This is a genomic window from Klugiella xanthotipulae (assembly GCF_006716695.1).
In the GTDB taxonomy this organism is placed as follows: Bacteria; Actinomycetota; Actinomycetes; order Actinomycetales; family Microbacteriaceae; genus Klugiella; species Klugiella xanthotipulae.
This window is the reverse complement of record NZ_VFPN01000004.1, coordinates 142,554-157,629: the sequence shown is the minus strand read 5'-3', so window position 1 is coordinate 157,629 and position 15,076 is coordinate 142,554. Positions and strand designations below refer to the sequence as shown.

Genomic DNA, 15,076 nt, shown 5'->3' with positions numbered 1-15,076 from the left:
GAGCGGTGATCACCCCTCGGCGGGGAGTGAGGCGACGCTCATCGCATAGGCTGGGCATGTGAAAATTCTTGTACTTGGCCCCGGTGCCCGCGAACACGCCATCATCCTCGCTCTGCTCGCCGAGGATGCCGACCACGAGATCGTCTGCGCGCCCGGCAACGCCGGAATCGCTCGCAGCGTCACCACGATCGCCCTGGACGCCAACAACCCGCAACTGGTCACCGACTTTGCCGTGGATGAGGGCTTCGAACTCGTCGTGATCGGGCCGGAGGCCCCCCTCGTGGCCGGGGTGGCCGACCCGCTGCGGGCGGCGGGCATCCCCGTCTTTGGACCGGATCGGGCCGCCGCAGCGCTGGAAGGCAGTAAAGAGTTTGCCAAACGCATCATGGCCGCGGCGGGCGTGCCCACCGGCCAGGCCCGCTCCGTACACGACCTCGCCGCCGCCGCCGCCGCGCTCGACGAGTTCGGAGCCCCCTACGTGGTCAAGGCGGACGGACTCGCCGCGGGCAAGGGTGTGCTCGTCACCGGGGATCGCCAGGCGGCCCTCGACCACACCGCCCACTGGATCACACGCGGCAACGTGCTTATCGAGGAGTTCCTGGACGGCCAGGAGGTGTCACTTTTTGTGCTCTCCGACGGCCACAATGTGCTCCCGCTCTCCCCCGCGCAGGACTACAAACGCATCAACGACGGCGACACCGGACCCAACACGGGCGGCATGGGCGCGTACTCCCCCCTCCCCTGGGTGGCCGACGGTTTCGTGAACGAGGTTGTCGCCACCGTGGCGCTGCCCACCGTGCGCCAGCTGGAAGCCGAGGGCACCCCCTTCGTGGGCCTGCTCTACTGCGGCCTGATCGTCACCGCGGCGGGCACCCGCGTGATCGAGTTCAACGCACGCTTCGGCGACCCAGAAACGCAGGTGGTACTGCCCCGCCTCGTCACGCCGCTGAGTTCGCTGCTGCTCGCGGCGGCCACCGGGCACCTCGGGGGGATGCCCGCCCCCACCTTCTCCGACAACGTCGCCGTCACGGTTGTGCTGGCAAGCGAAAACTACCCGGATGCCCCCGTCACGGGCCGCCCGCTGGGAGGGCTTGACGCGGCCTCCGCCGTGGAGGGCGTACACCTGGTGCACGCCGCAACGGCGGACAGCGACGGCACACTCGTGGCAACCGGCGGACGCGTGCTCAACGTGGTGGCCGTGGCCCCCAGCTTTGCCGAGGCGCGCGAGCGCGCCTACCGGGCGATGAACCTCATCACCCTGGAGGGCGGCCACTACCGGACGGATATCGCGGCACGGGTCGCCAGGTAGCGGGGAGCTGAGCGGGCCGGGAGACGGCTGTGGTCACGGCTGAGGCCGTCACCGGCGTGGCAGTTCGTCCAGCGTAATAGTCGCGTACCGGCCGCGGAACCAGCAGGATCAGACCGACCAGCAGCGGCAGCCCGAGGTAGAAAACCGGCTGCTGCTGGCTGAGTTCAAGACCCGGCAGAGTGCCCCCCAGCAGCACAACCGGCACGCCGAGCACTGCAACGGCAACCAGCATCACCAACACCCACACCCGGGAGGTACGCGGGTGCCTGCGCAGCGCGCGGCGGGCACCCGCGGTGAGACCCCACGCCACGCCGGTGAGAGCCAGGATGGCCATCCCGTCTCGAAAGTTCTCCGCCACCCGGTCCCCCGCCATCCGCGGCCCGAGGTTGACCCAGCCGACAGTGAACATAACGCTCGCCCACAGGTATCCGCCATAGACCATCCCGCCGGCAAGCAGAATGGCGGCCGTACCGAACCAGCGCACGGCCCCGTCAAGCGGGGGGAAGGTGCGGCGCAGCGCGGGATCGGTGAGGAGCGCGATGAGCGGCACGAAAACCCAGAAAGAGGGGTCGGGAAAGCCCCACACGGCCGTGCGCGCCTCCTGGCCCGACTCAACCAGGGTGAGCAGGGTAGAACTGGTCAGGCTACTCGCCACCGCAAGACCCACTCCAATGACCCCGGCCGCGGCCCCGGCAAGACACAGGGACTCCCGGCCACGGCGCACGGCTCGCACCAATCCAAGCAGGCACAGGACGAGCACACCCGCGAGCAGGAGAAGCCCCGCGAGGGCCGAGAAAACACCGTTAAACAGGCCCAAACCGAGTGCCCGCGAGCCGGTACTCGTGACCACCCGAAAAAAACCCGTCAGGGCCGCCGCCACAAGGAGGCCCGCCGACGCCAACAGGTACCCCACGACCAGGCGGCGCACGACCCGCACCACAACATCGCCGGGGGCCATCAGCTCCGCCTCCGCCTGGCGAGGTTGGGCGGCGAAAAACGCGCCGAGCAGACCCACCCACATCCCGGGCCCCGGCGAGAACCCGGGGAGAGCAGCCATAACCGCGTAGACCAGGACAAGGAGCAGGTAGGGGGCGTTGAGCACGGCCCTCAGCAGCACAACCCAGCGCAGGGACAGAGTGGCGGGCATAACCCGGGACCGCCGCAGATGCGTCACGAGCAGAGAGAGCACCGACAACACCGTGACACAGACGACATCGAGATGGTGCAGACCGAGATAAAAGAGCCGGTCTCCGGTGGCCACGTAGTTCCAGATCAGGCCGAGGGGAGCACAAAGGAACACGATGGCGGCGAGATCGCGCAGAGTATCACCCCGCGGCATCCGAGTGGAAGCGAGGACTGGCCGGGCGAGGGGTAGGGCCATCCGGCTGCCTCTCTGTGGTGTGGTCGGCGGGCCCGGGCTAGGCCGGGGGGCCGGTGCGGTCGGTCGGGGGGTGCGGAGGGATGTTGTCCGACGGGCCGAGCGGCGAGGGCGGGGCAGCGTACGGAGCAGCGGCACCGGGTTCCCCCAGCGTAGAGTGCGGGGTTGGCTGACCCGAGTACGACGGCGACACAGACTGCCCGTAGCTCTGGTGCTGGCCCTGTTCATACGCCGAGGAGGCACCCGGCCACTGGCGGGCGGCCGGGGTGGCGGGTTTCGGCGCGTAGTAGGCGTAGTAGCGGCGAACAGAGGCGGGCAGCAGCAGGACGAGTATCACCACGGCGGGGAAGATAAACCCCAGGGCAACCGACGCATAGTCATAGCTGGCTGTCTCGTTGACGGCGGCGACGCTCAGGGCGATGATAGACAACACGACAACAACACCCATCAGCACGATCACGATCCAGCGCGAGGCGGCCGATTTCGTCCGTAACTCCCGCCAAGCCCACCATAGGGTGGCCACAATCAACCCCATAATGACCAGTTCGGACACCACCGTGAAAAGGTAGGACGCCATCGTGACATCAAAAGAGATTAGCTCATCCGGAAACGCGAGGGCCACCATCGCGCGGAAGAACAGGAAACCGCCCACACACATCATGGTAACGAGAAGACCAGAGGCCACACCAAACCAGCGGGTCGCACCCTCCATTTGCGGCAGCGAACGGCGGAGGGCCGGTGTGGTCAGCACCACGGGCAGCCCCGCCAGGATCAGGAAGTTCATACTGATGAGAGCGCGATTGCCATCGGCGAGGGGAAATACAAGGACCGCAAGAACCGCGGCACCGTAGATTGCGGCAATAATGAGGGCGATCTCTTCGCGACGCAATACTCCCCGCAGGGCGTACACCAGAGCCAGAATCACCAGAATAGCCATCAGGCTGAAGCCCATCACGGTGGGAATCGGCTGCCATCCGTCGAGAGAGGCGAGAGCCTGCACCACGTAGTTGGCCAGGACAAGCGCCATTGAGGCGACAAGATAGCCCAGCACGATGCGACGCGTTAGTCGAATAACCTGACTGGTCGGCTCTACCGCGGCCACCTCGTACTGCCGGGGCAGAGCCGCGAGAAGCGCCCCCAGCAGACCCAGGGTCATCCCAATACCCACGGCAGGGATCACAAGGAGGCTTCTGATCAGGTAAAAAAGTAACAATAAAAAATATGGTGCATTGGCAAGTAGCCGGATGAGCACAACCGCTTCGAGCGAGGCCCGGACAACACCGGCGCGCGCCAGATACGAGAGTGAGAGCGAGAGCAGCGACAGGGTGGTGATCAGAAGCACATCAGTGCGCCCACCAGCGGTCGCCGGAGTAGCAAAATACAGCCCGGAGTAGTCCCACGCCAGGGGAAGCGAGACGAGCAGGAGAATCGCGGCGACACTATCGCGGATGAGGTCCCACACGGGCATCCCCACAAACGGGTTAACCGCGGGGAGCGCCGCCGACTGATCCGGGAAGTCGGGCACCCCTCCCGGAGGAAAACTCTGGGCAGGGCCGGACTGACCGGGGTCGTTGGGGCCGGTGTTGGTGGGGTATGACATCGTGCGCTCTCGTTCGTCGTCTGCTAGCCGAAGATAGTGTCGAGTTCTCCCGCTTCCGACAACTCCACGATGCGCTTGGTCGTGATGCTCGCAATATCGGCAACCGTGGAGAGGGGGCTGACAAACCATCCGCCATCCTGACGCACCGCAATGATGCGCCATTCACTCACATCCAACCGGTCCAGGTGCACACCGTCAAGGTCATCGAGACAGGAGGTGGAGTCGGAATAGGCGGAATCCGCGGTCACGCAGAGACCGTTAACCGTGTATTTGAGGCTCGTTCCCAGGAATGACAGCGACAGAATGAAATCTTTAAACTGCACGCGCGCCGTGTCGCCCGAGGTCTCTGCCTCAAACCCGGGGGTCAACTGGGGGGCACCAACAACGGGATCACCAAACATCATCTCACCGTAGAGGCCCACAAAACGGCGCTCAACGAGGGGTAATGAGGCGGCCAGATCGTCGGTACTGCCGGTTTCCATGGAGCGGCTGAGGGCCTCGGTGAGACCGTCGGCGGCGTCCTCCGGGGTGTCGTAGCGCGCCACCTCGTCACCCGTCGGCACCGAGCCGTAGTCGCCGTAATCGCCATCCTGATAGGCGTAATCACCAGCGGTGAGCACGGGGCTGACATACCAGGAGTCGCCCTCCCTTACGGTCACCAGACGGGGATCGAATCCCAGCTCATCGGCCATTTCGGCTGCCGTGATGGTGTAGGGCAGCTTCGCCTCCAGTGTGGACTTTATCTCGTCGCGCTGACGATCGAGCGCGCTCGTGGGTTGGCCCGTCACCTCGGCCTGGCTGCGCTGGAGGGCGGTAGCCGCATTCGCAATCGCGGCCGGATCGCCGTCAATCGTGAGAGAGCCCGCCACGAGACGTACCACCTCGATGTCGGCACCCAGCGATTCGGTCTCGTAGCTCCAGCCGTCCATCGAGATATCAAACGAGTCGAGAGCGGGCTGGACGGCATCGCTCAGATCCTCATCACCGGCCGTGGTATCGTCATCCACTCGGATACTGGCCAATCTCTCCAGTGAGGGGCGGATAGCCTCAATCTCGCTGGGCGCAAGCGCCCCGTAGGCACTCACGAGGTCGGCATTGACGAGTGCGGTGACAAGCTTATCCGCGGCGGCCTCTGGGCTGGCGGCCCCGCCCAGCTTCGAGAAGAAGAGCGCCCACGCCACACCACCACCGGTGAGAACCAACACGAGTGCCCCGGCCACCAGGCCCAGCACAAGACCCCTGCGGGGCCGACGCGGTGTACGCGGCGGGCCGGGCTGGGCCGGAACGGGATACGCCTGGGTCGGATAGGCCTGGGTCGGCTGCATAACACTCGGCTGCACAGCGGTCGGCTGCACAGCGGTCGGCTGCATGACACTCGGCGGCGCAGCAGCGGTCGCACTCGACCTGAACACTGCGGGATCAGCCGCCGCCTGCGCCAGTCGGTCATTCGCAATCTGCCGGGTGGTAGCATCCCCCGCCCGACTCAACCATTCGAGCAGGCCGGGGTAACAGTGCGGATGGGCGGCCACGGCCGCGTGGGCCTCGGGATACTGGGCAGCAATCTCTGCCAGCCGCGCGGGTACCGTAGTGGGATCATTCGCCTCGCGCAGAATGTCGTGGGGGGTGGAAGACATGGGGCAGATTCCTCACAGTGGGTACGGTAACAAGTATCAGGCGGGAATAAGCCTAACCCGAGCATCTGACATCGACAGCACACGGTACACCAGCGGGTGCGGACAACACGGCCGCGGCACAACAGAACGGGGCTACTCGACGAGTTCGCCTGCAAGGTACGCGCGCAGATCTTCCAGGTGAAATTCCCAACCCTGCTGATAGTCAATGGCGCGGCGATTAGCCTGTTCGAGATTATCCAGACCGGTCTCGGTGACGGTAATCCGCGAGTGGTCACCATCTGATTGCAGCACGATGAGCACGGAGGTGGCGTAGTCATCGCCACGTTCGCGCCAGGCAAACCCCAGCGAGTGACCGGGAATCACAATGTCCACCACACCCGTGGCATGGCGCTCTGAATCTTCCTCAGACCAGATCTCGCTGATGCCGCCACCAACCTCGGCTACCAGGGAGAGATCGGGCCACCACACCGCGGCTTTTTCTGCATCGGTGATGGCGTCCCACACGTCTTGTCGCGCTGCGGGCAGCACCATCCGAACAATCACCGGACCGACAGGCATTCTTATGCGACCTCCTTCGTATGAGAGTACCGGTCGCCGCTGACACTCGCGCATCCCATCGCTGCGCGTTTGCCAAACATTGACCTGGCCCGGTTTGTCTGCACCGCGTCGCCCCGGTCGTGTCGGTCCGGGATGTAAGAATGGGTACCGTGACTAGCGCAAATATCCCCACCGAGCTGCCCGGCTGGCGGCACGTCTACTCCGGCAAAGTCCGCGACCTTTTCGAGCCCGCCGACGGCCCGGACGACCGGCTTCTGGTCGTGGCCAGTGATCGCGTGAGCGCTTTCGACCGAGAGCTTGAACCGGGTATCCCGGGCAAGGGCGAGTTGCTCACTCAGCTCTCGATCTGGTGGTTCAACCGACTCACCATGATCCCCCATCACCTGATCGTGGGGGATATTCCCGCCGAGGTGGCGGGTCGCGCAATGCTCACGACCAAGCTGGATATGTATCCGATCGAGTGCGTGGTGCGCGGCTACCTCACCGGGAGCGGCTGGGCAGAGTATCGACAGTCACAGAGCGTGTGCGGCGTGGCGCTGCCCGCAGGGCTCGTTGACGGCGACCGCCTGCCCGAGCCCATCTACACCCCCGCGTACAAGGCCCCGCTCGGTGCCCACGACGAGAACATCAGCTTCGAGCGAAGCGTTGAGTTGGTGGGGGCAGATGTTGCGGCGGCCCTGCGCGATGCGTCGCTCGCGATTTTTACCGCGGCATCCGCGATCGCGGAGGAACGGGGCGTCATTCTCGCGGATACCAAGTTTGAGTTTGGAGCCCACCCGGCCACAGGCGAGCTGACCCTCGGCGACGAGGTACTCACGAGCGATTCCAGCCGCTACTGGGATGCTGAGGCCTACCACACCGCCATCATTCCCCGCGAACGGATGGCCAGCTTCGACAAGCAAATCGTGCGCGACTGGCTCGCAGCCAACTGGGATGGGCAGGGCATTCCACCCGAGTTGCCCGTCGAGATCGTGGAGCGCACGGCGGCGCGGTATCGGGAGCTCCTCGCGCGCCTGGTGCGGTAGGGCCGTCGGCGAGCGACCCAGGGGATTGATTGAAGATTCAAGTTAAGTTACGCTGAGGAGACACCTCAACGGAAGGTTCTCCCGTGTCTCAGAACGCACAATCCCGCACACGCGACGCGAACAATGCCACCGACGACCGCCCCGCATCCGGTGCGGGCACCACCGATATCCTCGCCGCCGACACCGCGATGGGTGCCGTCACCCTCGCCGTGGGCGACCTCGACCGGATGATCGACTACTACCACCGCGGCGTCGGCCTCCAGGTGCTCAGCCACGACGCCTCACGCGCCACGCTCGGTCGCCGGGGAGTGCCCGCCCTCACGCTCAACTACACACCCAGTCTGAAGCACGCCCCCGCACACGCCGCCGGGCTGTACCATACGGCGTTCCTCTTCCCCGAGCAATCCGAGCTGGCCTCCTCCGTATACTCTGTAGCCCGCAACTTTGGCACGTCGTTCACGGGCAGCAGCGATCACCTCGTGAGCAAAGCCCTCTACTTCGATGACCCAGAGGGCAACGGGGTTGAGCTCTACTGGGACCGCCCGCGCGACGAGTGGCAGTGGCACAATGGCACGGTCGCGATGGCGACCGAGTTCCTCGACCCCACCGCGTTCCTCAGCGAGAACCTCACCGCCGCGGGCTCCGAAACCGTGGCCGACACCGCGGCCGGCGTGGGTCACGTGCACCTCAAAGTGGGCGATATCCCCACCGCCGAGGCTTTCTACGTGAACACGGTCGGCTTCGAGGTCACCACCCGCTACGGCAGCCAGGCACTTTTCGTGGCGGCCGGTGGGTACCACCACCACTTGGGGATGAATACCTGGCAGAGCCGGGGCGCGGGCGATCGCACCCCCGCGCTCGGACTCGGCGAGGTCTCCGTCCGGCTCGGCTCCGCGGATGAGGTGGGCGCGCTCCGGGAACGACTCACGAGCCGCGGGGTCACCACCCGCGACGACGGAGCCGAGCTGCTCTTCAACGACCCGTGGCAGAACACCGTGCGAGTGCGCCTGAGCGGTTCACGCCCAGGAGAGTAAACCGCAGATCAGACCGCCGAAGGCCTCGGAACATCCGCAACTCACTCGCAACGGAGATAGGCTTACCTAACCACAGTGTCGGATACACTGATGGGGTGCGTCGTACCCTCCTCTACTCCGGGCTAACCGTCGCGTTTGTCCTGATAGTTCTGGTGTCGGCGGGCGCCGGGCAGCTCAGCATCAGCCCGCTTGAGGTGTTTGGCGCGATCATGCACCGCATCGGCCTCGATCTCGGGCCCGTGCCCGCAAGCGCCACGGCCGAAACCGCGCTGTGGACGGTGCGCTTTCCACGCATCGTGATGGCGGCACTGATCGGCGCCGCCCTCTCCGCTGCCGGTCTGCTCATGCAGGCCATCTTTGGCAACCCGCTCGCCGAACCCGGCGTGGTGGGGGTGTCCTCCGGGGCCGCGCTCGGAGCCTCCGCCACAATCGTTTTTGGCTGGACCTTCCTCGGTGGTTGGACCATCGCGGTCACCGCATTCATCGCGGGTCTGATCGCCACCCTGCTCGTCTACGTGATGAGCAGGGCCAACGGCAAAACCGAAGTGGTCACCCTCGTGCTCACCGGTATCGCGGTCAACGCGTTTGCCGGGGCGGGGCTCGCATTCCTGACCTTCCTGGGCACCGCAGCATCCCGCGAACAGATCGTGTTCTGGCAACTCGGCAGCCTCAACGGATCGCGCTGGGACCAGGTGCTCATCATCCTCCCCCTCGTGGTTGCGGGGATCATCGCGGCCGTGATCGTGTCACGTCGGCTCGACCTGCTCTCACTCGGCGAGCGCAGCGCCCGGCACCTCGGCGTAAATGTGGAGGTGCTGCGGGTGTTCGTGATCGTCGTCGTCGCCCTGCTCGTGGGAGCCTCGGTGGCGTTTGCCGGGGTGATTGCGTTTGTGGGTCTCGTCATCCCCCACCTGATGCGGATGATTCTGGGTCCGGCACACGGTCCCCTCCTGTTCGCGAGCCTGATGGGCGGTGCCGTACTGTTGCTCACCGCCGACCTCGTGGCCCGCACGGCCGTGCCCAACGCCGACCTGCCCATTGGGATGCTCACCTCACTCGTGGGCGGCCCCTTCTTCTTCTGGATGCTGCGGCGCACCCGCAAACGCTCGGGAGGCTGGGCATGAGGTCACGCAGCACGCACCTGGTCATCCCGGACCCGCTCACCCCCGGGGAGGTGGCCATCGAGGCCCGCGGTATCACGTTTACAGTGGGCCAGCGCGAGTTGCTGAGTGGCGTGGACCTCACCGTGCACGCCGGAGAGATGCTCGCCTTGATTGGACCCAACGGTGCCGGAAAATCGACCCTGCTGGGCGCGCTCACGGGCGACAACCACCTCACCTCGGGCAGCGTCACCCTCGCGGGCACCCCGCTGCACGAGTGGACGCTGAAACAGTTGGCGCGGCGGCGCGGCGTGCTGTTACAGGATAACGGCGTTTTCTTCCCCTTTACGGTTGAGCAGGTCGTCGAGATGGGGCGGGCACCGTGGCTCGGTACGGCGCGCGATAACGAGGATGAGGTGGCGGTGAGGGAGGCGATTGAGAGCACCGACATCCATCACCTCCGCCAACGCCAGGTGCCTTCGCTCTCGGGCGGCGAACGGGCTCGCACGGCGTTTGCGCGCGTGATCGCGAGCCGCACAGGCATCCTGCTGCTGGACGAGCCGACCGCCGCCCTGGACCTGAAACACCAGGAGGATGTCCTCCAGCTGGCCCGCCAGCGCGCCGCCAACGGGGATGCTGTGGTGGTGGTCCTGCACGACCTCGGCCTGGCCGCCGCCTACGCGGACTCGATCACGCTGTTGCAGCGCGGTCGGGTGGCGGCGGCGGGGACGCCTGCGGAGGTGCTGACGTCCGAGCGGATCACGGCGGTGTATGAGCATCCGGTGGAGGTGTTTCCCCACCCGGTGACGGGGGCGCTGATCGTGCAGCCGGTGCGCCGGTAAGGGGAACTGCCCGTGTGCCTCGCTGGGGTCACCGATGCCTGATCCGCGAGATGCCCACCGGTGGTGGCACCCCGGGGGAGTTTTTCTCAAAAAACGAGGAAATAAACGTCGATCTGTGAGGAAAAGTCACCCGCGGGGGAGTGGGGGTGCGCGGGTGAGGATACTCCGGCGGAACATCTATAGGATGGACACCATGCCCACGATTGTTGTAGACGTTATGCCCAAGGCTGAGCTGTTGGATCCCCAGGGGAAGGCCGTAACCGGAGCCCTCAACCGTCTGAGCTCATCGCGCGAGAGCGGGAGCGGCATCAGCGAGGTTCGCATCGGCAAGCGCTTTGAGCTAACGGTCGAGGGACCAGTCACCGAGGAACTGCGCGAGCGGGTCCGCGAGATTGCGGCCGATATCCTCTCCAACTCCGTGATCGAAGACGTGGTGAACATCGACTTTGGGGACGACGCATCATGACCTTCCGAATCGGCGTTGTCACCTTCCCCGGCTCGCTCGACGAGCGTGATGCCCAACGAGCCATCCGCCTGGCCGGTGCCGAGGCCGTTGAACTGTGGCACGGCGAGCACGACCTCAAGGGCGTTGACGCGATTGTCCTGCCCGGCGGTTTCAGCTACGGCGACTACCTGCGCGCCGGGGCCATCGCGGCCGTCTCGCCGATTATGAGCGAGGTGATTGACGCTGCGGGCACGGGCATGCCCGTGCTCGGCATCTGCAACGGCTTCCAGATGCTCGTCGAGGCTCACCTGCTCCCCGGCGGGCTGATCCGCAACGCGCACCAGCAGTTCATCCGCCGCGACCAGGGGCTCCGCGTCGAGAACGCCGACACCGCCTGGACCAACGAATTTGCGACGGGCGACGAGATCATCATCCCGCTCAAGAACGGCGATGGCGGCTACATCGCGGATGCCGAGACCCTCAAACGCGTGGAGGGCGAGGGTCGGGTGGCGTTCCGCTACACCGGCCTCAACCCCAACGGCTCACTCAACGACATCGCGGGACTCACCAACGAGCGCGGCAACGTGGTCGGCCTCATGCCGCACCCCGAGCACGCCGTCGAGGCCGGTTTTGGTCCCGACACCGAGGTGGCCATGCGCTCCGGCGTGGACGGGCTGCGCTTCTTTACGAGCGCCCTGCGCGCCCTGGCCGCCGTCTAACCACCCGGTCACCGCCGCGCGAGGCTCCACCGTGCCACTGATTCCAATTACCGAGCTCTCGGATGCCCGGCTCGCCGATTTTGCGCACCGCACAGATGTGGCGCTCAAGCACGACCAGAAAACCGAGCACGGCATCTACATCGCCGAGTCGGCGCTCGTGTTGGAGCGGGCGCTACGAGCAGGACATCGACCGCGCGGTGTGCTCTCGCTGGGTGGCACAACGGCGGAGGCCGAGCGGCTGCTGGCCGCGCATCCCGACACCCCCATTTTTACCGGCCCCGGGGAACTACTCGCCGAGCTGACCGGCTACGAACTGCACCGCGGGCTGATCGCCTCGCTCGACCGCCCTGCCCTGCCGCACCTCACCGAGTTGCTGGCCGGATGCCGCACGGTTGTGGTGCTCGAGAACGTGGTTGACCCCACCAATGTGGGCGCAATCTTCCGCGCGGTGGGTGCCATCGGGGCGGATGCCGTGCTGGTCACCGAGCGCTGCTCCGACCCGTTCTACCGGCGCGCCATCCGGGTGAGCATGGGCACCGTGTTGCAGGTGCCGTGGACCCGAATGCCCGACTGGGCCACCAGCCGCGACCTGCTGCACGCGAGAGGCTTCCACATCGCGGCGCTCGCCCTCACCGCGGAGGCCGTGAGCCTGCGCAAGTTTGCGACGGACCAGGCCGATGCGCGGGCCGCGGGCCGGGACCCCCGCGTGGCGCTCGTCCTCGGCACCGAGGGCGCAGGACTCACCCCCGAGGCGATTGCCGCCGCGGATACGGTCGTGCAGATTCCGATGAAGCACGGCATCGACTCGCTCAACGTCGCTGCCGCGAGCGCCGTGGCGATCTGGGCCGTCACGGGCGGGGCATAACAGCACCGTAACGGCATCCCGGTTCCCGCCGGTAATGTCGGGGGCGTGGGCTAGCCTGGAGGCCGGGTACCACCAACGGTACTCGCACCACAACTACCATCAGCGAAGCGTAGGTCACCGTGCTCACGAAAAAATCCCTCCTCTCCCTCACCGCCCTCGGCGTGGTGTCCGTCCTGGCCCTCTCCGGCTGCTCCGACTCGGGCGATACAACCGACGACGGAATGCTGAAGATCGGCATCACGCAATTGGCCACGCACCCCTCTCTCGACGCCGTGCGTGAGGGCTTCAAGGCAGCCCTCAGCGATAACGGCTATGTGGAGGGTGAGCAGGTGAGCTACGACGAGAAGAACGCCCAGGGTGAGCAGGCCAACGCCGTCACGATTGCGGGCAAGTTTGCCACCGACGATCTCGACCTGGTGCTCGCCATTGCCACCCAGACCGCTCAGACCGCGGCACAGAAAATCACCAAAACACCCGTGCTGTTCTCGGCCGTGACCGACCCCGTGGTCGCTGGGCTCGTCACCTCGCTCGATAAGCCGGGCGGCAATGTCACCGGTACAAGTGACCTCAACCCGGTCGCCGACCAGATTCAGTTGATCGCCGACACGATGCCCGAGGCCGAAAAGGTGGGCGTTATCTACAGCTCGGGTGAGGTCAACTCGCAGATCCAGGTTGACCTCGCGAAGAAGGCGGCGGATAAGTTAGGCCTCACCATCGTGGAGAAAACCATCACAAACTCCAGCGAGGTGGGCACCGCGGCTTCCACTCTGAAAGACGTTGATGCCCTGTACATCCCCACCGACAATCGCGTGGTGGAGGGATTTGAGGCCGTGATTAAGTTTGCCGAGACCAATAGCATCCCGGTATTTGCGGGGGATGTGGCGAGCGTTGAACGCGGAGCGGTCGCCACCTACGGCATTGACTACGAGAAGCTCGGCTACCAGACCGGCGAGATGGCGGTCAAAATCCTGAAAGATGGCGCGAAGCCGGCCGATCTGCCCGTCGAAACCATGAACGAGGTGCAACTGGTTGTCAACCCGAAAGCCGCCGCCCGGCAGGGCCTCGACCTGAGCGAGACGTTTGTGGACGGTGCCGACGAGGTGGTCGGGGACTAACGGTCCGAGCGCGAGTGCCGACGCGCCCACCGCGGCGCATCGGCACTCCCCGTCTGAGCGGCTACGATGACCTCGGCCCTGTATCCCATCCCGCGAGGACACCACACCGCATGACAAAACTCTCACTGCCCTGGACGCTGCACGGAAACGGTCGCACCATCGAGCGGGGGGCAGTGGTGGCACCGGGTGAGCGACTCAGCTGGCCGCTCACCATCGGCATCGGGATGCAGCATGTGGTCGCGATGTTTGGGGCCACCTTCCTGGTGCCCATCCTCACCGGCTTCCCGGTGGGCACCACGCTGCTCTTCTCGGGGCTCGGCACGATCATTTTCCTCCTCGTCACGCAGAACAAACTGCCCAGCTACCTGGGCTCATCGTTTGCGTTCATCGCCCCCCTCGGGGCGGCGGTCTCCGCCCACGGCACCGGCAGCGCGCTCCTCGGCATCATGGTCGTGGGCCTGCTCTTTGCCCTGATCGGTGTGGTCACCCAGCTCACCGGTGTCGGCTGGATTACCGCCCTGATGCCACCGGTTGTTGCCGGTTCAATTGTGGCCCTGATCGGGTTCAACCTGATCCCAACCGCCTACAAGAATTTCAACGAAAACGCCAACTCAGCCTGGATCACCCTCGCCGCCGTGATTCTGTGCTCGGTGCTCTTCCGTGGCATCCTCGGCCGCATCTCCATCTTTGTGGGGGTGGTGGTGGGCTACGCCGCCGCCGCTCTGATGGGCCAGGTGGACCTGGGCCCGTTCAACGATGCCGCCTGGGTCGGGCTGCCGCCACTCACCCTCCCGGCCAACCCGTTTGCCGACCCCTCGACCCTCCTCGTGTTGCCCGCCTTCCTGCCCGTGCTGCTCGTGCTGCTCGCCGAAAACGTGGGGCACATCCGCGGCGTCGCCCAGATGACCGACCCGGGCCTCAACCGGATGACAGGCCGCGCCCTGATCGCCGATGGCCTCGCCACCACCCTCGCGGGTCTCTTCGGCGGCTCCGGCACCACCACCTATGGCGAGAACATTGGCGTGATGGCCGCCACCCGGGTCTACTCCACGGCCGCCTACTGGGTGGCCGGCATCTTCGCCGTGCTTCTCGGATTCTCACCCAAGGTGGGCGCACTGATCTTCTCTATCCCCCTCGGCGTTCTCGGCGGTGTGACGATGGTGCTCTACGGCCTGATCGCGATCATCGGCATGAAGATCTGGGTGGAAAACGGGGTGGACTTTGGCCGCCCGATCAACCAGTTCACGGCGGGCCTGGCGCTCGCGTTTGCGGTCGCCAACGTGGGGTTCACGAGCGGCGGGTTTGAGCTCAACGGCATCGCCACCGGCACGCTCGCCGCGATCATCGTCTACCACCTCATGGCGCTCATTGGACGCTGGCGCAAGACCGTCTAGCGTGCACCGCACCGCTGGGCGGCCCTCGTGGACCGACTAACCCGCAACGGGTAGGGCA

14 protein-coding genes are annotated in these 15,076 nt (G+C 65.8%); 10 read left to right on the top strand and 4 right to left on the bottom strand.

Going from position 1 to position 15,076, the window contains the following annotated elements; all coding sequences use genetic code 11:
• Positions 1 to 58 precede the first annotated feature (58 nt).
• Positions 59 to 1,309, top strand: a complete 1,251-nt coding sequence (purD, locus tag FB466_RS13065) for a phosphoribosylamine--glycine ligase (RefSeq protein WP_141918966.1) — start codon at positions 59 to 61, stop codon at positions 1,307 to 1,309.
• On the opposite strand, the gene FB466_RS13060 is transcribed toward purD, so the two are convergent.
• From FB466_RS13060 to FB466_RS13045, 4 genes are all read right to left on the bottom strand, one after another.
• The gene (locus FB466_RS13060; protein ID WP_141918964.1) at positions 1,254 to 2,690 is read right to left on the bottom strand and encodes a DUF7937 domain-containing protein; all 1,437 of its coding nucleotides are present in this window, start codon (positions 2,688 to 2,690) and stop codon (positions 1,254 to 1,256) included. The two genes, purD and FB466_RS13060, sit on opposite strands and share 56 nt — an antisense overlap.
• A 37-nt stretch (positions 2,691 to 2,727) precedes the next feature.
• Complete coding sequence (locus tag FB466_RS13055) at positions 2,728 to 4,287, bottom strand: DUF7937 domain-containing protein (protein WP_141918962.1); 1,560 nt, start codon at positions 4,285 to 4,287, stop codon at positions 2,728 to 2,730.
• Positions 4,288 to 4,310: 23 nt separating this feature from the next.
• Entirely contained in the window at positions 4,311 to 5,921 is a 1,611-nt protein-coding gene (locus FB466_RS13050; protein WP_141918960.1) for a variant leucine-rich repeat-containing protein, read from the bottom strand.
• A gap of 132 nt (positions 5,922 to 6,053) precedes the next feature.
• Complete coding sequence (locus FB466_RS13045) at positions 6,054 to 6,479, bottom strand: SRPBCC family protein (protein ID WP_170206135.1); 426 nt, start codon at positions 6,477 to 6,479, stop codon at positions 6,054 to 6,056.
• Positions 6,480 to 6,619: 140 nt separating this feature from the next.
• On the opposite strand from FB466_RS13045, the gene FB466_RS13040 reads away from it, so the two are divergent.
• The 9 genes from FB466_RS13040 to FB466_RS13000 all read left to right on the top strand — a co-directional run bounded on the left by FB466_RS13040 (position 6,620) and on the right by FB466_RS13000 (position 15,018).
• Positions 6,620 to 7,504, top strand: a complete 885-nt coding sequence (locus FB466_RS13040; RefSeq protein WP_141918956.1) for a phosphoribosylaminoimidazolesuccinocarboxamide synthase — start codon at positions 6,620 to 6,622, stop codon at positions 7,502 to 7,504.
• A 188-nt stretch (positions 7,505 to 7,692) separates the two neighbouring features.
• On the top strand, positions 7,693 to 8,538 hold the full coding sequence (locus FB466_RS13035; protein ID WP_141919082.1) for a VOC family protein: 846 nt from the start codon (positions 7,693 to 7,695) through the stop codon (positions 8,536 to 8,538).
• Positions 8,539 to 8,633: 95 nt separating this feature from the next.
• A complete protein-coding gene (locus FB466_RS13030) occupies positions 8,634 to 9,662 on the top strand; it encodes a FecCD family ABC transporter permease (RefSeq protein ID WP_246054677.1) in 1,029 nt (342 codons plus the stop codon).
• Entirely contained in the window at positions 9,659 to 10,480 is an 822-nt protein-coding gene (locus FB466_RS13025; protein ID WP_141918954.1) for a heme ABC transporter ATP-binding protein, read from the top strand. Before FB466_RS13030 ends, FB466_RS13025 begins: the two co-directional genes overlap by 4 nt.
• A 193-nt stretch (positions 10,481 to 10,673) precedes the next feature.
• Positions 10,674 to 10,946: a phosphoribosylformylglycinamidine synthase subunit PurS gene (purS, locus tag FB466_RS13020; RefSeq protein ID WP_141918952.1), complete on the top strand. Its 273-nt coding sequence runs from the start codon at positions 10,674 to 10,676 to the stop codon at positions 10,944 to 10,946.
• Positions 10,943 to 11,644: a phosphoribosylformylglycinamidine synthase subunit PurQ gene (gene purQ, locus FB466_RS13015; RefSeq protein ID WP_141918950.1), complete on the top strand. Its 702-nt coding sequence runs from the start codon at positions 10,943 to 10,945 to the stop codon at positions 11,642 to 11,644. The genes purS and purQ overlap by 4 nt, the downstream gene beginning before the upstream one ends.
• 31 nt (positions 11,645 to 11,675) lie before the next feature.
• On the top strand, positions 11,676 to 12,509 hold the full coding sequence (locus FB466_RS13010) for a TrmH family RNA methyltransferase (RefSeq protein WP_141918948.1): 834 nt from the start codon (positions 11,676 to 11,678) through the stop codon (positions 12,507 to 12,509).
• Positions 12,510 to 12,628: 119 nt separating this feature from the next.
• Positions 12,629 to 13,624 (top strand): ABC transporter substrate-binding protein, encoded by a 996-nt coding sequence (locus FB466_RS13005; protein ID WP_246054676.1) that lies wholly within the window; start codon positions 12,629 to 12,631, stop codon positions 13,622 to 13,624.
• Positions 13,625 to 13,734: 110 nt separating this feature from the next.
• Positions 13,735 to 15,018, top strand: coding sequence for a uracil-xanthine permease family protein (locus tag FB466_RS13000; RefSeq protein ID WP_141918946.1), 1,284 nt, complete (start codon positions 13,735 to 13,737; stop codon positions 15,016 to 15,018).
• Positions 15,019 to 15,076 lie beyond the last annotated feature (58 nt).

Excerpts from the sequence above, each read along its gene's own strand:
- FB466_RS13055 (WP_141918962.1), bottom strand. The coding sequence starts at position 4,287 with ATGTCATACCCCACCAACACCGGCCCCAACGACCCCGGTCAGTCCGGC.
- FB466_RS13035 (WP_141919082.1), top strand. The coding sequence starts at position 7,693 with ATGGGTGCCGTCACCCTCGCCGTGGGCGACCTCGACCGGATGATCGAC.
- FB466_RS13045 (WP_170206135.1), bottom strand. The coding sequence starts at position 6,479 with ATGCCTGTCGGTCCGGTGATTGTTCGGATGGTGCTGCCCGCAGCGCGA.
- FB466_RS13060 (WP_141918964.1), bottom strand. The coding sequence starts at position 2,690 with ATGGCCCTACCCCTCGCCCGGCCAGTCCTCGCTTCCACTCGGATGCCG.
- FB466_RS13040 (WP_141918956.1), top strand. The coding sequence starts at position 6,620 with ATGGGTACCGTGACTAGCGCAAATATCCCCACCGAGCTGCCCGGCTGG.
- FB466_RS13000 (WP_141918946.1), top strand. The coding sequence starts at position 13,735 with ATGACAAAACTCTCACTGCCCTGGACGCTGCACGGAAACGGTCGCACC.
- purQ (WP_141918950.1), top strand. The coding sequence starts at position 10,943 with ATGACCTTCCGAATCGGCGTTGTCACCTTCCCCGGCTCGCTCGACGAG.
- purS (WP_141918952.1), top strand. The coding sequence starts at position 10,674 with ATGCCCACGATTGTTGTAGACGTTATGCCCAAGGCTGAGCTGTTGGAT.
- FB466_RS13025 (WP_141918954.1), top strand. The coding sequence starts at position 9,659 with ATGAGGTCACGCAGCACGCACCTGGTCATCCCGGACCCGCTCACCCCC.
- FB466_RS13050 (WP_141918960.1), bottom strand. The coding sequence starts at position 5,921 with ATGTCTTCCACCCCCCACGACATTCTGCGCGAGGCGAATGATCCCACT.